General features: G+C 62.3%; 19 protein-coding genes and 2 pseudogenes. 8 read left to right on the top strand and 13 right to left on the bottom strand.

The window, feature by feature from the left end; genetic code table 11:
- The first annotated feature begins 227 nt into the window (after nucleotides 1-227).
- Nucleotides 228-1556, top strand: coding sequence for an alginate export family protein (locus ASC85_RS15965; RefSeq protein ID WP_057450396.1), 1329 nt, complete (start codon nucleotides 228-230; stop codon nucleotides 1554-1556).
- 172 nt (nucleotides 1557-1728) lie between these two features.
- On the opposite strand, the pseudogene ASC85_RS33855 reads toward ASC85_RS15965, so the two are convergent.
- Both ASC85_RS33855 and ASC85_RS33850 read right to left on the bottom strand, forming a co-directional pair.
- A pseudogene (locus ASC85_RS33855) lies at nucleotides 1729-1998 on the bottom strand (methyl-accepting chemotaxis protein); the annotation flags it as partial.
- A pseudogene (locus ASC85_RS33850) lies at nucleotides 1978-2268 on the bottom strand (PAS domain-containing protein); the annotation flags it as partial. The pseudogenes ASC85_RS33855 and ASC85_RS33850, both read right to left, overlap by 21 nt.
- A 628-nt stretch (nucleotides 2269-2896) precedes the next feature.
- Between ASC85_RS33850 and ASC85_RS15955 the strand changes: the two are divergent.
- The gene (locus tag ASC85_RS15955) at nucleotides 2897-4384 is read left to right on the top strand and encodes an aldehyde dehydrogenase family protein (RefSeq protein ID WP_057450392.1); all 1488 of its coding nucleotides are present in this window, start codon (nucleotides 2897-2899) and stop codon (nucleotides 4382-4384) included.
- Between the two features lie 283 nt (nucleotides 4385-4667).
- Here ASC85_RS15955 and ASC85_RS15950 read toward each other — a convergent pair whose 3' ends face one another.
- The 4 genes from ASC85_RS15950 to ASC85_RS15935 all read right to left on the bottom strand — a co-directional run bounded on the left by ASC85_RS15950 (nucleotide 4668) and on the right by ASC85_RS15935 (nucleotide 9409).
- Nucleotides 4668-6125, bottom strand: a complete 1458-nt coding sequence (locus tag ASC85_RS15950; RefSeq protein ID WP_057450390.1) for an amidase — start codon at nucleotides 6123-6125, stop codon at nucleotides 4668-4670.
- A 17-nt stretch (nucleotides 6126-6142) separates the two neighbouring features.
- Entirely contained in the window at nucleotides 6143-7399 is a 1257-nt protein-coding gene (locus ASC85_RS15945; protein WP_057450388.1) for an MFS transporter, read from the bottom strand.
- Between the two features lie 12 nt (nucleotides 7400-7411).
- Nucleotides 7412-8347, bottom strand: a complete 936-nt coding sequence (locus ASC85_RS15940; RefSeq protein WP_057450386.1) for a SphA family protein — start codon at nucleotides 8345-8347, stop codon at nucleotides 7412-7414.
- A 69-nt stretch (nucleotides 8348-8416) separates the two neighbouring features.
- A complete protein-coding gene (locus tag ASC85_RS15935; protein WP_057450384.1) occupies nucleotides 8417-9409 on the bottom strand; it encodes a helix-turn-helix domain-containing protein in 993 nt (330 codons plus the stop codon).
- A 149-nt stretch (nucleotides 9410-9558) separates the two neighbouring features.
- Between ASC85_RS15935 and ASC85_RS15930 the strand changes: the two genes are divergently transcribed.
- Nucleotides 9559-10569 carry a GlxA family transcriptional regulator gene (locus ASC85_RS15930; RefSeq protein WP_057450382.1) on the top strand — a complete coding sequence of 337 codons (1011 nt, stop codon included), beginning with the start codon at nucleotides 9559-9561 and terminating at the stop codon, nucleotides 10567-10569.
- A gap of 27 nt (nucleotides 10570-10596) precedes the next feature.
- Here ASC85_RS15930 and ASC85_RS15925 read toward each other — a convergent pair whose 3' ends face one another.
- A complete protein-coding gene (locus ASC85_RS15925; protein WP_057450380.1) occupies nucleotides 10597-11538 on the bottom strand; it encodes a LysR family transcriptional regulator in 942 nt (313 codons plus the stop codon).
- 413 nt (nucleotides 11539-11951) lie between these two features.
- On the opposite strand from ASC85_RS15925, the gene ASC85_RS15920 reads away from it, so the two are divergent.
- The 5 genes from ASC85_RS15920 to ASC85_RS15900 all read left to right on the top strand — a co-directional run bounded on the left by ASC85_RS15920 (nucleotide 11952) and on the right by ASC85_RS15900 (nucleotide 17086).
- Nucleotides 11952-13403, top strand: a complete 1452-nt coding sequence (locus ASC85_RS15920; protein ID WP_057450379.1) for a sensor histidine kinase — start codon at nucleotides 11952-11954, stop codon at nucleotides 13401-13403.
- Nucleotides 13400-14050, top strand: coding sequence for a response regulator transcription factor (locus tag ASC85_RS15915; RefSeq protein WP_057450377.1), 651 nt, complete (start codon nucleotides 13400-13402; stop codon nucleotides 14048-14050). Before ASC85_RS15920 ends, ASC85_RS15915 begins: the two co-directional genes overlap by 4 nt.
- Before the next feature lie 101 nt (nucleotides 14051-14151).
- Entirely contained in the window at nucleotides 14152-14526 is a 375-nt protein-coding gene (locus tag ASC85_RS15910) for a response regulator transcription factor (RefSeq protein ID WP_057450375.1), read from the top strand.
- A gap of 233 nt (nucleotides 14527-14759) precedes the next feature.
- A complete protein-coding gene (locus tag ASC85_RS15905) occupies nucleotides 14760-15962 on the top strand; it encodes an NAD(P)/FAD-dependent oxidoreductase (RefSeq protein WP_057450373.1) in 1203 nt (400 codons plus the stop codon).
- Between the two features lie 212 nt (nucleotides 15963-16174).
- A complete protein-coding gene (locus tag ASC85_RS15900; RefSeq protein WP_003201562.1) occupies nucleotides 16175-17086 on the top strand; it encodes a LysR substrate-binding domain-containing protein in 912 nt (303 codons plus the stop codon).
- A 246-nt stretch (nucleotides 17087-17332) separates the two neighbouring features.
- Here the strand turns inward: ASC85_RS15900 and ASC85_RS15895 are convergent, their stop codons facing one another.
- The 6 genes from ASC85_RS15895 to ASC85_RS15870 form a co-directional block, all read right to left on the bottom strand.
- Entirely contained in the window at nucleotides 17333-18313 is a 981-nt protein-coding gene (locus ASC85_RS15895) for an ABC transporter substrate-binding protein (RefSeq protein ID WP_013693282.1), read from the bottom strand.
- A 244-nt stretch (nucleotides 18314-18557) separates the two neighbouring features.
- Nucleotides 18558-19727 carry an acetylornithine deacetylase gene (gene argE, locus ASC85_RS15890; protein ID WP_057450371.1) on the bottom strand — a complete coding sequence of 390 codons (1170 nt, stop codon included), beginning with the start codon at nucleotides 19725-19727 and terminating at the stop codon, nucleotides 18558-18560.
- A complete protein-coding gene (locus ASC85_RS15885) occupies nucleotides 19720-20394 on the bottom strand; it encodes a DUF1028 domain-containing protein (RefSeq protein WP_057450368.1) in 675 nt (224 codons plus the stop codon). Before ASC85_RS15885 ends, argE begins: the two co-directional genes overlap by 8 nt.
- Before the next feature lie 10 nt (nucleotides 20395-20404).
- Entirely contained in the window at nucleotides 20405-20815 is a 411-nt protein-coding gene (locus ASC85_RS15880; RefSeq protein WP_003201555.1) for a RidA family protein, read from the bottom strand.
- Nucleotides 20815-22140, bottom strand: a complete 1326-nt coding sequence (locus ASC85_RS15875) for a flavin-containing monooxygenase (RefSeq protein WP_057450366.1) — start codon at nucleotides 22138-22140, stop codon at nucleotides 20815-20817. The genes ASC85_RS15880 and ASC85_RS15875 overlap by 1 nt, the downstream gene beginning before the upstream one ends.
- A gap of 302 nt (nucleotides 22141-22442) precedes the next feature.
- Nucleotides 22443-23357 (bottom strand): LysR family transcriptional regulator, encoded by a 915-nt coding sequence (locus tag ASC85_RS15870; protein WP_057450364.1) that lies wholly within the window; start codon nucleotides 23355-23357, stop codon nucleotides 22443-22445.
- Between the last annotated feature and the right edge of the window lie 60 nt (nucleotides 23358-23417).

The following is a 23417-nucleotide window of genomic DNA, read 5'->3' as shown; positions in this document are numbered from 1 at the left end:
TGCCTTCCCCAACCAGTCCCTGATCGAAACGGCGTTGCGTGCAGCCTTACTCTGCGCTGCCCCGCCCCAGGCGTCTTGCCCATGTCTGCCGCCGGTTTTGTTGCTGCCTGCCAACACCGCCGCGCTGGCGGCCTGAGTCAACTCGATGGCAGGCAGGTGAAAGACTTCCCCGGGTACCACTCCCCTTAATGCGCGCTCTACTGTCCTATAACACTGGGGAATCCACCATGGAGCACACACGTCGTACACCTTTGCTGCGCAACGCCATCGGCCTGGGCATTGCCCTGCTGGTCGCCGATTCATCAGCCCAGGCCTATGAGCTTTACACCGACGAAGACACCACCGTCACCGGCAACTTCCTGGCGGTCTACGGGCTGTTCAACAGCCGCAAGAACTACGACGGCACCGCCGGCGGTTCGAGCTGGCGCGAAGGTTTCATCAAGTATGGCCTGAGTATCGACCAGACACTCGGCGGCCTGGGCAGTGTCTACGGGACGGCCAACCTGGTCAGCTCCGGCACTTGGGGCGATGGCGACGCAGCCGGCTTGAGCGACGGCTCCGAACGCACCACCAAGTTCGATGAAGCCTTTGCCGGCTGGCGTTCGGGGGAGCTGTTCCCGGCATTGGGCAAGGACGGTGTCGACCTGTCCTACGGCCGCCAGGTGATCACCCTCGGCGACGGCTTCATCATCAACGACGATGGCCTGAACCTGGGCAAAGGCGTGGCCGATGGCGAGCTCAACCGCGGTGGCGCCTATTACCTGGCGGCCCGGCATGCCTTCGACGAGACCGCTGTCGTGCGCCTGGGTGGCAAGGAAGGCGTGCATGGCAGCCTGATGTGGATCAAGTCCGACAACCGCGCCCAAGCCAACACCGAAATGGCCGCTGGCACCCTGGAATACACCGCCGCGCCTGGCACCCTGGGGCTGACCTACATCCACGGCATCAAAGTCGATGACCGCTACGCCAGCGACTTCCAGAAACAGCGCGAAGGCATGGACATCTACAGCCTGCGCGGCGCCGGGAATGCTGGCATCGAGAATGCCCACTTCTCCTTCGAGTATGCCTGGCAGGACAAGGACGCGGGCCCGGAGAAAGCCTGGTACACCGAAGCCGGCTACACCTTCGCCGACCTGCCCTGGACGCCGGACCTGACCTATCGCTACAGCCGCTATTCCAAGGATTGGGACTCGATGTTCAACGGTCAGAACCGCGGCTATGGCACCTGGTTCCAGGGTGAAGTGGCGGGCAACTATGCCGGCCCGTTCAACAGCAACACCGCCATCCAGCACGTGGGCCTCAAGCTCAAGCCGGCAGAGACCGTGACCATTGGTGCACTGTTCTTCGACTACCAGACCCTGCATACCCGTGAAGCGCTGAACCTCGATGCGCAGGAGCTGGACCTGTACGTGGAATGGGCGGTGAATGAACACCTGATCGTCACGCCGCTGGTGGGCCTGTACAAGCCTGAGAAGGATGCGGACAGCGGTGGCAATCAGGTTGGCGGCAACGGCACCAACGTCTACAGCCAGTTGGTGGTGGCGGTTCCGTTCTAGACGACCGACCGTAGGAGCTGCCGTAGGCTCGGGCCGCGTTCGGACGATCTTTCGCTTGGGACTCAAGTGTCCGGGGAAAGATCGCAGCCTCGTTGCACTCGTCAGCTCCTACACAGCTCCTACGCGGGTCCTACGCAGCCCCTACGGGATAGCGATTGGTCTGTTATTTGTGCTGATGCAACATGGTCTGGATCTGATGGGTCGCCTGCCGGGTACTCTGCGCCAGCTTGCGCACCTCATCGGCCACCACTGAGAAACCGCGCCCGACATCTCCGGCCCTGGCCGCCTCAATCGCGGCGTTCAAGGCGAGCAGATTGGTCTGGTCGGCAATGCCCTTGATCACCCCCACCACGGTGGCAATCTGGGCGTAGGTCACCTGGTTCTGTTCGAGCATGCGCTGATGGGTGGACTGGGCCGAGCGCTCATCGCTGATATCACGCACCGCACCAATGACTCGCACCAGTTGCCCATGCGGGTCGCGTACCGCCCGACCGCGTTCGCGGCACCAGATGTAATCCCGGGTCTTGTGGCGCATCCGGTATTCGAAGACGTATTCACCGCTGCCCTGGGAGCCAAGGATTTCCCGGTCGAAAATGGCCATGATCTTGGGTAGGTCGTCCGGGTGGGTGATGCCGACCTGGGCATCCCAGCCATCGGGCAAGTCGTCCGGCCCATAGCCCAGCAGCGCACGGAACTGACTGGAAAAGCGCATGCCACTGGCCGGGTGCTGGAGATCACCGTTGACGACCGTGATATCCCAACAGCCTTCTGTCAGGGTCGACTGCAGCAACTCCCAGATCTGCGCATCCTGGCGTTGTTGCTGCAGCTGCCTGCTGAGTTCGTCCAAGCGAATTTCAAGCACCTGCTCGCGCTCAAGGGTTTGCTCCAATTGCTGGCGAACCCTGTGCAACTCACGCTCGTCGTGCTGCCATTGCAGGGTTTGCGCCTGTACTTGTGCTTCGACCTGATGCAGATGTGCAGTCGCGCTCGCCATCTGCCGTGCATGCTGCTCAAGGACGGTGCGCAGTTGCGGATACGCGTCGAGCTGCGGCGTGTCCTCCGTTTCGCCGGTCAGCACGCGTTGCACCTGTGCAGTCAACGCCAGTTTCTGTTTGTTGGTCTGGAGAAACATCGCCCGCCCCTATGCCATCAAGTCGAAACCCGGATCTGATCGCAAACCGTCCGGGCTGGCTTGTCCCTGCCTGCACGGGGCCTTGCTCCTGGCTGCCAACCACCCAGGTTGGCAGCCACAGACATACGGCGCGGCAGGCACAGTCAAGCTGGACGGTCCTGCCGGGATTACCCTCGGAGCTTTCCCTATTCATGATCAGGAAACCCTCATGAGCGATATTGCCCTGCTGCCTCAGGTCGAAGCCTTCCTCGGTAGACATCACGCCCTGTTCATCGACGGTGGCTACGTCGAAAGCCAGAGCAACCAGACACTGGACGTCGTCAACCCCGCCACCGGCCAAGTCATCGCCCAGGTCAGCGACGCCACTCCCGGCGACATTGATGCGGCGGTGGAGTCGTCCCGCCGCGGCTTCAAGCAGTGGTCCCAAACGGCACCCGCAGTCCGCGGCCATGTGCTGCTCAAGTTGGCAGACCTGCTGGAACGCAACCGCGAAGAGCTGGCGCAGATCGAGACCTGCCAGTCGGGGAAGATCATCCACATCTCCCGGGCCTTCGAAGTCGACCAGGCCGCCCATTTCCTGCGTTACTACGCTGGCTGGGCGACCAAGATCAACGGCGAGACGATCACCCCATCACTGCCCTCCTTCGCTGGCGAACGCTACACCGCATTCACCTTGCGCGAACCGGTCGGAGTGGTGGTCGGTATCGTGCCGTGGAATTTTTCCACCATGATCGCCATCTGGAAACTGGCCTCAGCCCTGGTGACCGGTTGCAGCATCATCATCAAGCCCAGCGAGTTCACCCCGCTGACCATCCTGCGCGTCGCTGAACTGGCCATCGAGGCCGGCCTTCCAGCCGGCGCGCTGAATGTGTTGACCGGCGGCGGACAGGTGGGCAAAGGGCTGATCGAGCATCCGGGCACCAACAAGGTCTCGTTCACCGGTTCCGTGCCCACCGGCCTGGCGGTGGGCCAAGCGGCCATGGGTGCCGGGTTGACCCGTGCAACCTTGGAGCTGGGCGGGAAGAATGCGGCGGGATTCCTGCGTGATGTCGATCCCGAGGTAGCGGTCAACGGCATCATCGAGGCGGGCTTTCTGCATTCGGGACAGATCTGCGCTGCAGCGGAACGGTTCTTTGTCCATCGCTCGCAGATCGAGTCGATCATGGACAAACTGGCCCAGCGCCTGAGCAAACTCAGCATCGGCTCGCCTCTGGACGAACGCACCGAGTTCGGCCCCGTGACCAACCGCCAGCACCAGCACAAACTCGCAGAATTCTTCGCCAAGGCCCGCGCACAGAACAACACCATCGTCCACGGCGGCAAGCTGATCGATGGACCGGGTTGCTATGTCGAGCCGACCATCATCCTCGCCAATCGCCGCGACGACAGCCTGCTCAACGAAGAAACCTTCGGCCCGATCGCCACATTCTTCCCTTACGACAGTGAAGAGGAACTGCTGGAGCTGATGAACGACACCCCCTACGGCCTGAGCGCCAGCCTCTGGACCAACGACCTGGGCAAAGCCCTGCGCATGGTCCCCGCCATCGAAGCGGGCACGGTCTGGGTGAACATGCACACCCTGCTCGACCCGGCGGTGCCTTTTGGCGGCAGTAAATCTTCTGGGATAGGCCGTGAATTCGGCAGCGCATTCATTGATGACTACACCGAACTGAAGTCGGTGATGATCCGTTACTGACTTTCAAGGGCTCTGGGACAACCCCAGAGCCCTATCCAGCAAAAATCCCCTTGTGGGAGCGAGCTTGCTCGCGATAGCGGTCTATCAGCCAGCGATGATGCTGGATGTGCCGACGCCTTCGCGAGCAGGCTCGCTCCCACAGTTTTTTTCCGAGTCGCCCAAGACACCAGCGACCACCACAAATCCCCACTGTGGGAGCGAGCTTGCTCGCGATAGCGGACTATCAGCCAACGATGATGCCGACTGACCCAACGCCTTCGCGCGCAGGCTCGCTCCCACAGTTTTACCGCCGGCAGGCGTTGACCGGTGGGACTCGGCCGCGCCAGGGATGGGCGCGTTCCAGTTGAGCGGCCAGGGCCAGCAAGGTGCTTTCCTCGCCAAAGCGACCGGCAAAATGCGCCCCCATCGGCAGGCCATTGACGCTCCAGGACAACGGCACCGACATCGCCGGCTGACCGCTGGCATTGAACAACGCAGTGAACGGCGCATAGCTGTGGTAGCGCTCGTGCAGTTGATCCAGGCTCATGCACACATCCTGCAGATCCAGTTCGCCAATCGGCATCGGTTCACGGGTCAGGACCGGGGTCAGGATCACGTCGTAATCCTGCATGAACACCGCCAACTGCCGGCCGAGGGCATGAATCCATTCCACCGCCGCGACATATTGGGCGCCGCTGACGTTGCCCTTGTCCCGCAGGATGATCCGGGTACGCACCTCCAGTTCTTCGGCCTGCACGGCGAACCCACGCATCTGGCCCAGCAAATCGACATAGCGACGGGTGCTTGCACCAATAATGCTGAACACGTGGTCGAGAAACTCCAGCAACCCTACCGGCAGGCTCACCGGTTCGACACGGTGCCCCAAGGACTCGCACAGCCGCGCGGCCTCGCCCACCGCCTGAAGGCTCTGGGGTGACGTAGGCCAGGGCTCGAGTTGCTCGACCAGGGCAATGCGCAGCGGCTTGGGATCAGCCTGCACCGCCATCACATACGGCAACGCCTGGACCGGTGCGGCGTACGGCGCGCCCAGGTCCATCCCGGCGGTGGCATCCAGCAGCGCCGCACTGTCGCGCACCGACACAGTGATCGCATGAGGCGTGCCCATCCCCGCCCAGCCCTCGCCCATTATCGGCCCCGACGGCATCAGGCCACGGCTGGGCTTGAACCCGAACACGCCACAGCAAGACGCCGGCACACGCAATGAACCGCCACCGTCGTTGCCGTGGGCAAACGGCACCACGCGGGCCGCCACCAGTGCCGCCGCGCCACCACTGGAGCCACCGGCGCTATGATCGGTGCTCCAAGGGTTGCGGGTGGCGCCGAAGCGCGCGGATTCAGTGGTGTACGAGGTGCCGAACTCCGGAGAAGTACTGGTGCCCATCACCTGGCACCCGGCACGCCGCAACCGCGCCACGACTTCCGATTCAAAATCCGCACGACAGTCGCCCAGCGCCCGCGAACCGTTAGTCATCGCCGCACCGTCGACTGGTGAAAACAGGTCTTTGATCAAGGTCGGCACGCCCGCCAGCAGGCCTTGTGCAGCCTGAGGCTTGCGCGCCGCCTCCCGGGCCGAATCGTACAAGCGCTCGGCCACCGCATTGAGCTGCGGCTCGACCCGCTCCAGGCGCTCGATGGCCGTTTCCAGCAGTTCGCCGGGCTGAACCTCGCCACGCCTGACCCACTCGGCCAGCGCCGTAGCATCTTCAGTGTCCATCAGGTGGTGGATGTCTTGCATACCCATGTCTCAGGTTCCTTATGTCATGACGATTGATGTGATCCGAGAGTGCTTGCCTGCCCCTGGCCCCGTGCTCGCAGGCCGGCAACGACCCAGAGCAGCGCCAAGGCAAGACTGGCCAGGGCCAGCCACTGGATGGCGTGACGCAGGTCACCGGCGAAGACAACCACCAAGGCCACCACCAACGGACTGACGAACTGGCCGATATACAGGCATGAGGTAAACCCGCCCAAACCGCGGCCACGGGTGCTGGCGGTCAAGGCATTCATCACCGGCGCCATCACGTTGGGCACCAGCAGGCCGGCCCCCAGGCCCTGGATGAAAACCGCCACCAGCACGGCGTTGTAGCTCTGCCCGCGCATCAGCAGCCACAGCCCCAGGCCCATCAGCCCGAGCAACAGTGCGTTGCAACCAGCGATGCCGAAGCGGCGGCGCAGCAACGGCCACATCAGCGAACCGCCCAAGGTCGCCAACAGGCTCAACCCCGCGGCCAGGCCGATCATCGTGCTGGAGGTGATACCCAGGCTGACCAACAGCATCGGCGCCTGGATCGGCATGACGAACGTCAGGACCATGCCGCCCAGGATCATCAGGTAACCGACCAGCAGTTGCCGCACGGCGACCTTGGCCGGTCCCGACTCATCGACGCGCTGCTCGACCCTCTGTAGCTTCGCCACCGGCGGTTCCCAGAGCACTTTCATCATTACCGGCACCAGCAGCAGTGGCAGCAAATACAGGAGGAACGGCGCACGCCACGAATGCTCGCCGAGCACACCGCCCACCACAAAAAACAGCGCCCCCACCAGGCCGATGGTCACCACCTGCCGATTGACGTAGCGCAACCGCTCCTCGCCTTGCCAATAGTCCGCGATCAAGGTTGCGCAGCAGGTCATCACCGCCGCCTCCGTGCAACCGAACAACAGCCGCGCACCGACAATCGACGGCAGGCTATCGAGTAGCGCCGGCAAGGCGCCGAGCAAGGCGTAGAGCACCGTGGCGATCACCAGCAAGGCTTTGCGCCCGACGCGGTCGGCCAACCAGCCAGCCAACGGTGCGCACACGGCAATCGCCAAGGCCGGGCCGGTAATCGCCAACGGCACCAGCAGATCGGCGCGCGGTTCCAAGGGCCCAAATTCGGCGCCCAACCTGGGCAGGATGGGCGTGACCATCACCGACCCCATGATCGTCAGGCTGCTGCCCAGCATCAGCACCAGCCCTTCACGCCAACTGGCCTGGCGGGACGGGGTGGCCGCCGTTGAAACGGAACTTGATTGGTTCATGGCGAGCCCCTTTTAGAAACTTTGAGAAATACGCAGCGCCGCGGTGTAGCCCTCGGCGCGGTTTCGCGCATCGAGCTCCTTGTAGACATGCAGCCACACCGGGGGGATGCCGGGCTTGAAGTAGCCCACTGCCGGCCCGACCGCCAACACCCGGGCGCGATTGCCCGCTTCCAGGCCCGGCGCATCGTCATCGGTGAATTGCCGGTAGTAATAGCCGCCCACACCCACGGTCCACGGGCCAACGTGTTGACCCACGGCGAATTCGTGGCGGTACTCGACGCCATTCTTGTAGTCGGTGGCGTGGTTGCGGGTGTTGATGTCGGCTTCGAAACTGGAAGACACCTCGAAGCCGCTGTCGGAGAGGTAGGTAGCGTTGAGGATCGGCGAGAAGGTCCAGTGGTTGACGCCCGGCGAGATCAAGCGATTCTTGTCGTAGTCGCCTGTGGGGGTCTGGATCTGGAACTGGGCGTTGACGAACAGGTTCGGCGACAGGGTCCATTGCAGGATCACCGGCAACACCTGGATATCAGCCAGGCGAAACGGATCGGCCGCAAGGTCCAGCGGGCCGACAGGCGTCTGCACCTGTACCGAGGCATCCATCTGGAAAAACGGCACGACGGCGCCGAAGCCATACTTGGCGCCCAGCACGGTGTAATCGGTCATGCGCATGTAGGCGACGGCGATGGACAACACATCCAGGGATAAATTGTTGTCCACGGACTTGCCGTGGCGATCTTTCTGCACGTTGGCCGAATAGAACGCGGTGCGCAGGCCGACAGTGCCAAAGGGCGTGGCCGGCGGCATCATGCCCGCACCGAAGTCGTAGACCCCGACCGCCGTGGTCGGCGCGCCGTTTTCGGTGCCATGGGCAGCGCCACAAACAGCAATCAACCCCAGGCTTAACCAGGTACAGCGCAAGACGTTGGTTTTATAATTTTTTTGATACATCGAATGCCCCTCCAACCAAGTGGTGTTGGGGTCATCCTAGGGAGCTGGCCGGTCAGCCGTTATCCGTTTTCAGCACAGATGCGTGCGACGCAGGGTTTGTGAAGGGGTCTCGCCGAACAGCACCCGATAGTCGCTGGAAAACCGGCTCAAATGCCAGAAGCCCCAGCGTGCCGCCACCTCCTGTACACCCCGGGCATGGCCGCCGCTACGCAGTTCACGACGCACGGCATTGAGGCGCAACGCCCGCAAATAGGCCACGGGGTTGATGCCCAGCGTCTCCTGGAAGCAATACTGCAGTTTTCGCCGGCTGGCACCGATGTGGTTGCACAGGTCGAGGATCGACAGCGGCTCATCGACATGGGTCAAGGCATATTCCCGGGCACGGTCGACCATGCGCTTGCGCGCAGTGGGGTTGAGCGGCGGCGCCTCATCCGGTGCCACCAGTTCCAGTATGTGCAGCATCACCGTGTCACGCAGGCCACGGCGAATCGATTCGTAACCCAGCAATGAATCACGCCCCTGCCCGTCGCCTTCAAGTTCATCGAACAACGCCGCAAGCTCGGCTGGCAGCGTCGAGTTGCCGAGACGGTAACACTTGGGAAGATCGGTAATTCGAAAGCGACTGCCCTGTCGTTCCAGCACATGCTTCAACGCCTGCTCTTCGATGGCAACACTGAGCAGATCGAGATGCTGGGGCGTGCGCAACTCGGGCAGATTCTGGCCACGGGCGACCATCAGGCTGGGCTCGATGATCGGGTGCCCGGAGCAAAAGACCGGCCCATCGGCACTCAGTGGCACGCTGAAGGTGATGGCCCCCTCCCAGGCCATGCCTTGCTTGGCCAGTGCCTGATTAGAGCGGTCGCGCACCAGTTGCATCCAGTCCGAGCGGAACTCGACCAACTCGCCTTCGAAGCGTCCGGGGGTCAACTGGTCATAGCAAACCTGCCAGCCGCCCATGTTGCGGGCGTGCTCATCGATGTCTGCGGTGCGGAACCGATTGATCGGCAGCGTCGGCAACAGGTCCGACGAGATCGCTGGCTGCGCCATGTTGGAGTTGTTCATTGACCCGACCTTTGAGGATTCCAGGGCTGATGGACCAAAGCTCAGGCAAGTTCCATTCCGCCCCGCGGGCCGGTCGTTCAATTGTGCCGAAAACGGATAGACTCCCTGATCGTCCCTGAAGAACCCAGTGCGAAACGACCATGAACGAGATGACCCTGGATGTCGGCATCGCCGCCGAGCCCATTTCCCAACCGCGCACACTGGTATTCCTGGCTTATCCGCAGATGGGCCTATTGGACCTGACCGGTGCCCAGACCGTTTTCTGGGCCGCCACCAAAGCCATGACTGAGCGCGGCCTGCCCGGCTACACCCTGCACACCGCAAGCCTGAAAGGCGGGTTGACGCAGACCGCCGAAGGCTTGGTCGTGGATACCCGCGCCCTGCACGAGCTCGACGGAACGCTCATCGACACGTTGATCGTGCCTGGCGCACCGGACATACGGCAGGCGATGATTGACTGCATCGACCTGGTGCAATGGCTGCGCAACGCCTCGGTCAAGGCCCGGCGCACCGCATCGGTATGCAGCGGCACCTTCCTCATGGCCCAGGCTGGTTTACTGGACGGACGCCGCGCCGCCACCCATTGGGCCATGTGCGACATGCTCAAGAGCGGCTTCCCGTCGATTGAAGTGGACCTGGACGCGATCTTCATCCAGCAGGACGCCGTGTGGACCTCGGCCGGGGTCAGCGCCGGCATCGACATGGCCCTGGCACTGGTCGAAGCCGATTGTGGGCGCGACGTGTCCCTGCAGGTGGCCCGTGAGCTGGTGGTGTTTCTCAAGCGCCCCGGCGGACAAGCGCAGTTCAGCCAACTGTTGCAGTTGCAGATGCAGGACAGCGCCGGGTTCGACGAACTGCACGCCTGGATGACCGAACACCTGGATGACGACAACCTCACCGTCGAACGACTGGCCCGCCAGGCAAGGATGAGCCCACGCAATTTTGCCCGGGTCTACAAACGCCAGACCGGACGAACCCCGGCCAAAGCCGTCGAGATGTTCCGACTTGAAGCCGCGCGTCGAATGCTCGAAGACTCCCGGCGCAACATCGACCAGATCGCCCGATCCTGCGGCTTCGGTGACGAGGAACGAATGCGTCACACCTTCCAGCGCCATCTCTCGATTTCCCCCCGGGAGTATCGCAACCGGTTTTCTCGCTGAGCGCGAATTCCTTACGGTACGGTCCCGTCAGGCCACTCTCCTCGAGTGCTCCCGCGGGTCGGCCTGCTCGGCCAGGAACGCGCTGCAACGCGAACGCAGCCAGCGCTCCCCCGGATCATTGTGCGAGGCGCCGCGCCAGACCATGGAAAGCTCGTACTGTGGTAAGCAGATCGGGGCCGCTTGCGCCCTCATGCCGGTCGTCACCGCCATCGCCTGGGCAACGTAATCGGGCACGATGGCGATCATGTCGCTCTGGGCCAACAGCACGGGCAAGGCGCTGAATTGCGGCACGGTCAATACCACCCGGCGCTGTCGGCCCATCAGGCATAACGCGCGGTCCGAATCATCGATGACATTGCCCATGGACGACACTATCGCATGGGGCCGACGACAGAACTCGTCCAGCGTGAGTTCACCGGGCTGCGAATCAGCGCGCAACAGCATCGGTCGAATCGGCCGCAGCAGTTTGCGTCGGGCATTGGCCGGCAGCTCCAGCGTCGGACTGATACCCAGGGAAATCTCGCCGCAGGCCAACAGCTGGGACACCTGCCATTGATCGGCCCGGCGCACCACCAAGGTGGTACCCGGTGCCTCGACCCGAAGGCGGCGCAACAGCTCCGGCAGCAGTGCGTACTCGACGTCATCGCACAGCCCGATATGGAAGGTCGCCTCGCTGGTGGCCGGCTCGAACGCCTGGCAATGGCTCAAGGCGGCAGCGATGCCGTCCAGCGCCGGTGACAGATTGGAGAAGATTTCCTGGGCCCGGGAGGTCGGTTCCATCAGCCGTCCCGAACGGATAAACAACGGATCATCGAACATCAACCGCAAGCGCGCCAGGGCACTGCTGATCGTTGGCTGGCCGAGAAAGAGCTTTTCGCTGACGCGGGTAACGTTTTGCTCGTGCATCATGGTTTCGAAGACCACCAGCAAACTGATGTCAGCACGACGCAGATCATTTCTGTTCATCATAGTCGTCGCCCCAGGCGCCAGGCCATTGAGTCAGGAGTGGACAAGATCATCGCCTGCGCCCGCCATCAAGGCCTACGGCGACGAGGTGTTGAAAGCGTAATCCCCGAGGCTGGCCAGTGTCTGTCGTACGTGGGGACACTCGACTCACCCTTTGGGCGGCGTCATCGATACTTCGGTATACACCCTCGCCACAAAGGAGGTGGCACGGCTTGGCGGGATTTCAGGGTTTTATGTCCTACCTCAGATAAAGGGCCGCTTCTAAGATACGAACCGATGCTCTGTCTCCCCGACATCCCAGAGCGAGACCCCGTAAAAACAAAAGGTCTGCCAGCGTGCCCCTACCCTCCGCGATGCTCAAGAACGCCTATGACAGCCTTCGATACACCCCATGCCAGGGCGGGCCGCGACCGTCGATGGGCATCAGTAGTCACCCGCTGGTCAACGCCCTCGGCTGGTTGGTAGGCCTGGTGGTGGCCTGCGGGATTGTCATTATCAACTCCGAAACCCATTCCGACCTGGCCCCGACGCTGCTGTACATCACCTTGTTGTTGATGGCGGCCAACTTGTTTTCAATCAACTTGGTGATCGCCGTCGCGCTGATGAGCATGTTCCTGCTCACCGCGATGTTCTTGTACAACGGCGGCTATCACCGCTGGGAATCGACCACCGGTTTCTTCCGCTGCCTGACCGCATTGTCGGCCATCGCGTTCCTGGCCTTGCGCAGCAAGCAGGCGTCCGACAGCCTGCGGCATAACGAGGCTTACCTGATCGGCGCCCAGCGCCTGAGCCAGACCGGCAGCGTGGGCTTTCGCGGTGATCGGAAAGAGATGTCCTGGTCGGAGGAGTCGGCACGGATCTTCGAATACCCACCCAGCAGGACGCCGACGGTGTCGATGATGCTGGAGCGTACCCATCCTGAAGACCTGGAGTTGGCACGCGGGGTTTTCCAACAGGCCGCCGCTGGCGAGCCGCAGATAGAGGTCAAGCTTCGGCTGCTGATGCCTGATGGGCGCATCAAGCACATCCACATGATCGCCAGCCCACTGCTCGTCCAGCATGGCCGTTTCCAGTACCTCGGCGCACTCATGGACGTCACCGCCAGCAAGCTGGCCGAAGAAGCACTGTTCCGCGCCCAGAGCCAACTGGCCCACGTCACTCGCTTGACCTCCCTGGGGGAAATGGCCGCGTCCATTGCCCACGAGGTCAACCAGCCACTGACGGCCATCACCAGCAGCGGTGAGGCCTGCCGCCGATGGCTCGAACGTCCGGAACCTGATCTCGATGAAGCCCTGGATTGCCTCGACCGGATCGTCGCCAACGGCTGTCGTGCCAGCGAGGTCATCAGCGGTATCAGGGCGCTGTCGCGCAAATGCGACCCGTTGCGCCAACCCGAACGGCTGGACGACATCGTCCGCGAGACTCTGAACCTGGTCCAGCAGCAACTGACGCATCATAAAGTCCGGGCGAAACTGGACCTGGCAGCGACGGACGGCCAGGTCAGCGCAGACCGGGTGCAACTGCAGCAAGTGATCATCAACCTGATCATCAATGCCTGTCACGCCATGGACGGGGTCAAGGTACACGCACGAATCCTGCACATACGCACCTGGACAGAGGATGACGAAGCGCTGCTGGAGGTGACCGACCACGGAACGGGCATTGCTCCCGAGGCCCTGCCGTCCTTGTTCAATGCGTTTTTTACCACCAAGGAAAACGGCCTGGGCATGGGCCTTTCCATCTGCCGGTCCATCATCGATTTCCATGACGGCAGGCTCTGGGCGACCAGCGAAGCCGACCAAGGCACCTCGTTCAGATTCGCGCTGCCGCTGCTCGCTTGCACCACCCTGGCGGGGAACGCCCAATGAACCCACCACACACACCCCACCCGGTCATCGGCGATGCCCCCGTCGTCTACATCGTCGACGACGACGCACCACTGCGCCAATCCCTCGGCAGCCTGCTGCGCTCCATCGGCATGCAGGTCCACTTGTTCGGTTCGGTCGCGCAGTTCATGAATCATCCCCGGCTCGACCTGCCCAGTTGCCTGGTACTGGATGTGCGGCTGCAAGGCACCAGCGGCCTGGATTGCCAGCGCGAACTGGCCGCGGCCAACGTTCACCTGCCAATCGTGTTCATGACCGGTCACGGTGACATCGCCATGACCGTGCGGGCAATGAAGGCCGGTGCCGTGGATTTCCTCGCCAAACCGTTTCGCGAGCAGGACCTGATCGATGCCGTAGCCGCCGCCCATCAGCAGGACCGGCTGCGGTACGAATCCGAACGCAGCCACCAGCAACTTCTTGATCGCTACGCCGCATTGACGCCCCGGGAGCAGCAGGTCATGGCGCTGGCAGCGTCGGGCTTGATGAACAAGCAGATCGCCGGGGAAATAGGCTTGAGTGAAATCACGGTCAAGATTCACCGCGGCCACGCCATGCGCAAAATGTGCGCACGTTCGTTCGCCGATCTGGTGCGCATGGCCCAGATACTGGAATTGCGTGGCGAGCAGTAGAAAGTTCATACCCACGTATACTTGGCGGGCCCATTGGACGGCGTATCTTGCACTGATAACGGGCGCCTTTATGGCTACCTGATATCACCCCAGGTATCGACATGTCCAACACCGCAATCATTTCAATTATTGATGACGATGAATCAGTTAGAATTGCCCTGGATGGCTTGTTACGTTCCCACGGATATCGGGTTGAAACATATGCCAGCGCCTTGGACTTCTTATCTTCCTGCGAACTTGAAAATACAGCCTGCCTGATATCGGATATACAAATGCCCGGCATGACGGGTATTCAGATGTACGATCAATTGTCGACCCTGGGCATTCATATCCCGATCATTTTCATCACCGGATACCCTGGCGTGCCACCGCGTGTCAACGCTGATACGCCCGAGCTGGTGGCGTTTTTCCCGAAACCCTTCGACTGCGCTGAATTGATCGCCTGTATCGAATCGGTACTGGCCCGGTCTGCTTGACTGCGCCCCCTCATACCTTCGTATAGATCATACCTACCCAAGCATGGGCCCGATGACCTTATGTAGAAGTGTTAAACACAGTCCCGGCCAATAAGATTTTCTACAGCGAACCGAAACTGAATGTGCTTGATGTGAATACATTGGAGCCAGGCGTTTCTGGAGTACTTCGCGCCACGGTCACGCTGAAAAGTTTAATTCATTCAACGTATCGATTTTGTCTTCGGGAGCAAATCATGAAACAGCAAATTCTGGTTATTGGTGCTGGTTTCGGCGGAGTATGGAGCGCATTGAGCGCGGCCCGCCTGCTGGACCAGCATGATCGAAATGACGTGCAGATTACTGTCCTGGCACCCCAGGCGGAATTGCGCATCCGGCCTCGTTTCTATGAGCCGGACGTCCACACCATGATGGCTCCGCTGGACGGACTGTTCGATGCAGTGGGCGTGAAGTTCGTACAGGGCTCGGCGAGCAGTATCGACGTCGAGGGCAAACAGGTCGGCTACGTGGACGTATTCGGTACCCAGGGCAGCCTGGGTTACGACCGATTGGTACTGGCGGCGGGCAGCAAACTGTTTCGCCCCGATCTCAAAGGCATGCTCGAACATGCCTTCGACGTCGATGAGATCGAACAGGCAACGCGCCTCGAAGCCCACATCAAGTCCCTCAAAAACCTGCCGGACAGCCCAGCCCGCAACACCGTGGTGGTAGCCGGCGGCGGCTTCACCGGCATCGAAACCGCCACCGAAATGCCAACCCGCCTGCGGGCCGCCCTGGGTGAGGACGCGAACATCCGGGTCATCGTGGTGGATCGCGCGCCGCAGATCGGCGCGTCGTTGGGCGACGGCATTCGCCCCTCCGTGATCGAAGCGTCCGATCACCTGGGCGTCGAGTGGATCCTCAATGCTTCAGTCGACTCGGTGGATGCCGGCGGTGTCACCCTGTCGAACGGCCAGCGTATCGAGTCCAATACCGTGATCTGGACCGTGGGTTTCCGTGCCCACCCGCTGACCCAGCAAGTGCCAGCCCCCCGTGATCATCAGGGCCGCCTGCACGTCGACGGCCATCTGAAAGTGTTGGGGCAAAACGACATATTCGCCACCGGTGACGTGGCCTATGCCGCCACCGACACACTGGGCAATTACGCGGCGATGTCTTGCCAGCACGCCATCTCCCTGGGTCGCTACGCCGGCAACAACGTCGCGGCCGACTTGTTGGGTGTGGCGCCGATGCCCTACAGCCAACCCAAGTACGTGACCTGCCTGGACCTGGGCGCCTGGGGTGCGGTGTATACCGAAGGCTGGGATCGCCAACTCAAGCTGGTCGGGCAGGAAGCCAAGGATCTCAAGACCCAGATCAACAGTGTGTGGATCTACCCACCCGCCGCCGACCGCGCGGCGGCCCTGGCGGCGGCTGATCCGTTGATTCCGGTGGCCTGACCCTTGCTCCCTACCCCGGCCAGTCCCTCCTTTCTGTGCCGGTCTTTCCCAGACGCCTGCCAATGACTCTTCGGCAGGCGTTTTTTTGGGCTGGCTTCTCCCCAAGCCAGTCTGAATATCGTCACTGCCCAGCAAAATCCGTATCAATGCCCGCCCCCGGCCCCCTGAGCACAAGGTAAGGTAGGCAGAAACCATCCGGATCGAGGTGTGCCGTGGCGTCCTATTCCCTGCGTCAGCTGAAATACTTCGTCACCACCGTCGAATGTGGCAGCGTCGCCGAAGCATCCCGCAAGCTGTACATCGCCCAGCCATCGATTGCCACCGCCATCAAGGGGCTGGAGGACAGCTTCGGCGTGCAATTGCTCATCCGTCATCACGCCCAGGGCGTATCGTTGACGCCCGGTGGCGCACGCTTCTATCGCAAGGCCCAGGAGCTGTTGCGCATGGCCCGGGAGTTCGAGCAGAACGCCCTGGCCGATAACGATGTGGTCAGCGGGCAAATCGACATCGGCTGCTTCGAAACCGTCGCCCCGCTCTACCTGCCGCGCCTGATCGCCGGCTTTCGCCAGCGCTTCCCGGGGGTGGAGATCCGCGTGCAGGACGGCGAGCAACAGGAACTGGTGCAAGGCTTGACGGGTGGACGTTTCGACCTGGCGATTTTTTATGAGCACGACCTCGACAGCACCATCGAGACCGAGGCTCTGACGGCACCGCAACGACCCTATGCGTTATTGCCGGCTGGGCATCGCTTCGCCGATCAGGCCCAGGTCTCGCTGCGCGACCTGGCGCTGGAACCGATGATCCTGCTGGACGTGCAGCCCAGTCGGACTTATTTCGTGAGCATCTTCGAGGAGCTGGGCCTGACGCCCAACATTGTGTTCAGCTCGCCTTCCATCGAGATGGTCCGTGGCATGGTCGGCCAGTCTTTCGGTTTTGCCGTGCTGGTGACCCGCCCGCACTCCACCTGCACCTACGATGGGCAACACCTGGTGTGCGTCGACATCGCCGAGGACGTGACCGGTTCAGCCTTGGTGGCGGGTTGGCTCAAACGCACCCACCTGACCAAACCGGCCCAGTTGTTCGTGGATTATTGCAAGGAACAGTTCAGGCAATGGCTGGCCTGACACCCAGTCAAACACCGAACCCTGTGGCGAAGGAACAAGCTCGCGCCACCCCCTGTAGGAGCCGCGTAGGAGCTGTGTAGGAGCTGTCGAGTGCAACGAGGCTGCGATCTTGTTCCAGACAATTGAGTCGAGAGCGAAAGATCAAAATCAAAAGATCGCAGGCTTCGCCAGCTCCTACACGGCTCCTACACGGCTCCTGCGCCCCCGGCGCGAGCTTGCTCCCGCGCCACAAGGGCGGTTCAGTGCCTAGCGAGCCGCCCAGGCGTTGAAGCGTTGTTCCAGCTCCTCGCCATGGTCGACCCAGAACTCCGCATCCACGGCTTGCGCTTCAGCCAGGTTGGCCTCGGCGGTGGGCAATTGTTCCTGTACCGCCGTCGGCAACAGCGCCAGCGTCTTGCGGTGCACCGGCCCATAAGGGATGTTTTCCGAAAACACCTTCTGGGTCTGCGGCTGGCTGGCAAAGGCAATGAACTGCTCGGCCAGGGCCTTGTTCGGCGTGCCCTTGACCACGGCCCAGTACTCCGGGTCGTACAGGCTCTGCGGCCAGACAATGCTCAGCTTCATGCCTTCCTTTTGCGCCGACGCGATGCGCCCGTTATAGGCGGCACTCATCGCCACGTCCCCCGCCACCAGCCATTGCGCCGGTTGGGCGCCGGCTTCCCACCATTGGATATTCGGCTTGATCTGATCCAGCTTGGCGAAGGCCCGGGACACGCCCTCCGGGGTGTTCAACACCTTGTACAAGTCCTGCGACTTGACCCCATCGGCCAGCAAGGCGATCTCCAAGGTGTACTTGGCCCCTTTGCGCAGCCCGCGCTTGCCCGGGTACTGGGCAACGTTCCAGAAGTCCGCCCAGGAGCTGGGCGCCTTGGCGAGCTTGCTCTGGTCATAGGCCAGGACCATCGACCAGACGTAGGTTGCGACGCCACACTCATTGAGTGCGCCGGGCACATAGTTGGCCGGGTCGCCAAGGCCGGCCAGGTCAAGCTTCTCGAACAAGCCTTCCTCACAGCCTCGCAGCAACTCGGGGCTTTCCACTTCGACCACGTCCCAACTGGTGTGACCGGCCGCGACCATGGCTTTGATCTTCGACAGCTCACCGTTGTATTCGCCGGCCACGATGCTTCCTGCACCGCTGGCGTTGAAGGGTTGGAAGTAGGCCTTGTCCTGGGCCTGCTTGGTGGCGCCGCCAAAGGAAATCACGGTCAAGCTCTGGGGCGCGGCCATGACGCTGGAACTCAACAACGCCAACGCACACGCAATATTGCAACGCAAGGATCTGGACATGAAGCGGTTCCTCGAAAATGCCGGCTCGCCCGCACGAGCCGACGACGGGACTCAAGGGTGGCCGTAAGCGCGGGCGGAGTGGTCTACAGCAATAAGGCTCTTGTCGGCCCATTCGTGGATGTCGGCACGACTGGCCGCCAGGATTTTCCTGATGTTGAAATCGTTCACCTTGGACACCTCGTGGTCACGGCCCATTGGGTTCAGCGAGATAGCTCGCCAACCGATCCATCAAGCGATCGCAGGCGGCCATCTGTTCAACGCTCACGTATTCGTCGGGCTTGTGCCCCTGGTCCATGCTGCCGGGGCCACAGACCACCGTTGGCACGCCGGCCCGGTGAAACAGGCCGCCTTCAGTGCCGAAAGCGACGGTGCTGAAAGCGTCACTGCCGCACAGTCGCGCAACCAGTTGTGCAGCAGCGCTGTCAGGCGAGGTCGCCAGCCCTGGGTAGGCGGACAGCGGTTCAAAACCAATCGCCGTATCACCCGCCACCGCCTGCATCGCCGGCAGCAGTGCCTGTTCGGCAAAGTCCTGCAATTGCTCGGCCACCACCTGGGGATTGAAATCCGGCAAGGCGCGCACTTCGAAATCGAAACGGCAATCGGCCGGGACAATGTTCAGCGCCGTACCGCCTTGGATCACCCCGACCTGAACCGTGGAAAACGGTGGATCGAAGCGCGGGTCATGCCGTGATGGTTCGGCCAGCTGTGCACCGATCTCGCCCAAGCGACCCATCAGGCGCGCCGCCTGCTCGATGGCGTTGACCCCGTAAGGTGCATAGGCCGAATGACAGGCCGCCCCTCGGACATGACAACGCATCGCCAGCTTGCCTTTGTGCCCCAGCACCGGTTGCAGTTGGGTGGGTTCGCCAATCAGGCACAGCGCTGGTTGGGGAATTCGTCGAACCAACACGTCCAACAGGCTGTGAACGCCCAGGCACCCCACCTCTTCGTCATAGGAAAACGCCAGGTGCAGCGGTCGACGAAGCGCGCTGGCGAGGAACATCGGCACCGCTGCGAGCACCGATGCCAGGTACCCCTTCATGTCCGCCGTACCGCGCCCGAACCATTTGCCGTCCCGCTCGGTCAGGCAGAACGGATCGACCGTCCAGGCCTGCCCATCCACCGGCACCACGTCGGTATGCCCGGACAACACCACGCCACCGGGCACCGCTGGGCCAATGCTCGCCAGCAAGTTGGCCTTGGTTCGCTCGGCGTTGTAGATCAGCTCGCTATCCACGCCCAGCCCTTGCAAGTAATCGCGCACGAACTCGACCAAGGCCAGGTTCGACTCGCGACTGACCGTGGCAAAGCCCACCAGTTCGGCAAGCAGGGCGCGACTGCGCAGCTCACTCATCGCCCGGCACTCCATAACTGGGCGCCAGCGTCGGGTTGAGCGCGCGGGTCAGGTAATCCTGCAATTGCGGCTGATAGGCGAGCCAGAGTTTTTCCAGTTCGCCGATGGGGTTTTCCTCAGCCCAGTCCACCCGCAGATCGACGATGGGCCAGGTCAGGTCATCGACCACCGACAGCGCCGCCGAATGCACCGCCCCGGCCTCCCCGCCCGCCGCCTGCCCGGCCTGCAACGCGCTCACCAAGCGTGCTGCAAGACAGCCGGCGCTATGCTCGAAGGCCGCGACCATGGCCTCGATCACTGCACCGTTGGCCAACAGATTCCCGGCCGCCACACATTGCTCACCGGCCACGGCGTTGTGGGTGCCCAGGGTATGCTCGCCACTGAAAATCGCCGTGCGCCCCTCGGCATCGATCACCGCCACCTGGCGATACTGGCTGTAGCCATTGCGTGCCAGGGTCCGCTCCAGCGCCGCTTGGGCCACCAGGCCGCCGGCCAGTTCGTCAAGAATCTGCGGCCCCAGGGCCGGCAGGGTAATGTTCTGGCTCGACACCGCGCCGACGCCCGCGCGCAACCAGGGGCAACGGGCGCCGACGGCAATGCTCGAGGAACTGATGGCGATGCCCAACTGGCCGGTTTCGGCACAGCGTCCAACGATGGAAAAAGTCATGCTCCGCTCCTTATTCAGGGATCACCGCGATCACGTCGATTTCCATCAGCCACTGCGGCTGGCCCAGGGCACTGACCACCAACCCGGTGGAGATCGGAAACACCCCCTTGAGCCACTTGCCGACCTCTTGGTACACCGGCTCGCGGTAACGCGGGTCGATCAGGTAAGTGGTGGTCTTGACGATATGGCTCAGGTCACTGCCGGCCTCTTCCAGCAATTGCTTGACGTTGCGCATGGCTTGCTCGGCCTGGGCGCGAGGATCGCCCAGGCCCACCAGTTGACCGTTGAAATCAGTGCCGACCTGGCCGCGCACATAGACGGTGTTGCCGGCACGCACGGCCTGGCACAGGTCGTTGTCCAGCGTCTGGTTCGGGTAGGTGTCCTTGGTGTTGAACATGCGAATACGTGTGTGAGTAGGCATCAACGGACTCCCGAGAGACTGGTTTTCGAACGATACGAATCGCTGTCGCGCGCAGGGGCCTGGCGCTGGGCAGCATCTTGATAGGCGAGGTAAATGCGTTGCTTCACGATGTGATCGGCAATATGCCGGGCGTCATGCCAGACGCCCCAGATGAACGCCGAGCCTCGTCGCGACAACCAGGGCAAGCCGACGAAATACAGGCCCGGTTCGCTGGAAACGCCGCGCTGATGCCGAGGCTTGCCGTTGGCACCCAGGGCGTCGACCTTCAGCCAGCTGTAATCCACCGAGTAGCCAGTGGCCCAGATGACGCTGGTCACACCGGCGGCGACCAGGTCCAGTTCCAGGATCGGCTGGGTCAGGCATTGCGGGTCGGGCAGTTGGTCGCGGGCTTGAGGTTCTAGCGGCAGGTCCAGGCCATTGCGGGCAATGTAGGCGTCAGCGGCATCCAGCAGCGCCAGATAATTCTCGTCGCCACGGGCGATGTTTTCGGCGAGATTCGGCTCAAAGCTCACCACGCGCCCGTTGAACGATTTCGTCAGCCCCACCAGGGTGATGCCCTCGTGGGCCAGCCGGCGAAAATCCACGGTATGACCACCACGGGCGCCGCTCACCGCAATGGTGACGTGCTCCTTGCCGGGCTGGACCGCTTCCGCATCCCACTCGCCCAACACGCCTAGCCACCAGCAGAAATCGCGGTTGCGATAGGCCCGTGGCGGACGATCATGAGCACCCACCGAGAGATAGACCTGCTTGCCAGCGCGCTGCAGCTCATCGGCGATCTGCACCCCCGACGACCCGGCCCCCACCACCAACACCGCACCCTCAGGCAATTGCCCGGGGTTGCGGTACTGGGCCGAGTGCAACTGGGTAACCGTCGCCATATCGGGTGCAATCGGTGGAATCACCGGCCGCTGGAAGGGCCCGGTGGCGACAACCACATGAATCGCCTCGATCAAGCCTTCAGAGGTTTCAACGGTGAAACCCGGACGGCCGACATTGCGCTCGACTTTCCGGACGTCCACGCCGGTACGGATCGGCGCGTTGAACTTGTTGGCATAGGCTTCGAAATAATCGGCCACCTGGTCCTTTGTCGCGAAGTCATCTGGACCGAGCCCGTCGAATTCCAACCCCGGAAAGCGGTCATGCCAGGCCGGCCCGTTGGCCACCAGCGAATCCCAGCGTGATGTGCGCCAGGCTTCGGCAATGCGGCTTCGCTCCACCACCAGATGCGGCACGCCTTGCCGGCTCAAGTGCTCACTCATGGCGATGCCGGCCTGGCCGGCGCCTATAACAAGCGTATCGATGCGTAGGGTTTCAACGGGCATGTCTGTGCACTTCCGGCAGTAGGTTTGGTTCAGGCCGGCATAGCGCCGCCTCGGGTTCTGATTTTTTGTTGTTCTGCGCTTGCAGCTATCGAGATCAGGTGTCGAGGCGATTGTGTTGGCGGGGGGAGATTTGCGAAACGAGGGTTTTTATCGTTGCAGGGAAGGAAAAAAATGGGCTACTGCGCGATGATGGGAATGCATCCGGTGACGCTCTGCGTCACACTCCAGAAGCGGAACGCGGAGCGTCCCTGGCGACGTTCCCACGCAGGAGCGTGGGAACGATCGAAAACGATCGACTGCGCCTACGTCATCCGCGCCGGAAACGCCTTGAGTTCCAGTTTTTCCATCACCAACCCAATGAATGCCGAAACCGCCAGCGGCAACTGCCGCCGGCTCGGATAGAGCACATTCAGGCCGAAGCCGATGCGCCGGTATTGCGGCAACACACGCACCAGCCTTCCGGCTTCCAGGTCGAGGCTGCTCAGCGCCCCCGGCAACACGGCGATGCCCAGGCCGGCGACGGTCGCCCTGCGCAACGCCTGGGCGGTGTTGGCGTGGAAGCGGCTGGCGATCTGCACCTGTTCCTCGATGCCGTCCGGGCCAACGAATCGCCAATGGGCCGTGCCGCCGGGATGAGCGAAACTCACGCCGTCGTGGTGAGCAAGGTCCTGCAACGAAAGCGGCGTGCCGCGCGCGGCAATGTACGCGGGACTGGCAACCATGCCGTCGCCGTCGTTCTTGAGCAGTTGACGACCGACATACCCCGAGTCCTGCAAGGGACCGCCGCGAAAGGCAACGTCGATGCGGTCGGCAATCAGGTCGACCCGGGCATCGCTGAGCACGAAATCAAGTTGCACCCGCGGATGCGCGGCTAAAAAGTCGGCCACCCATTCCATCGGGAAGAAATCGAAAAAGTCCGCCATCGCCGCGATGCGCACCAGGCCGCTGGGCTCCTCGCTGCCCATCATCAGTTCCTGTCCGGCATCCATCAGGCCATCCACGGCATCCACGCAGCGTTCATAAAACCCCTGGCCCGCATGGGTCAGCGTGAGTTTGCGGGTCGAGCGCTGCAAAAGTCGCGATTCCAGTTGCACCTCCAACTGCTGGACCCGTCGGCTGACGGTGTTGGAAGGCATGCCCAAGCGCCTGGCGGCTTCGGCGAAGCTGCCGCTGCGGACCACCTGGACAAACAGCGCAACATCGTTGAGATCGAGCATGGCGCTGACATTCCTTCGTTTTATGGATGAGTTCAATCCGATTGTATCGGCTAATCAATC

Source organism: Pseudomonas sp. Root401, assembly GCF_001425105.1.
In the GTDB taxonomy this organism is placed as follows: domain Bacteria; phylum Pseudomonadota; class Gammaproteobacteria; order Pseudomonadales; family Pseudomonadaceae; genus Aquipseudomonas; species Aquipseudomonas brassicacearum.
The sequence above is the reverse complement of the archived record's forward strand: the minus strand, read 5'-3'. Positions and strand labels throughout refer to the sequence as shown.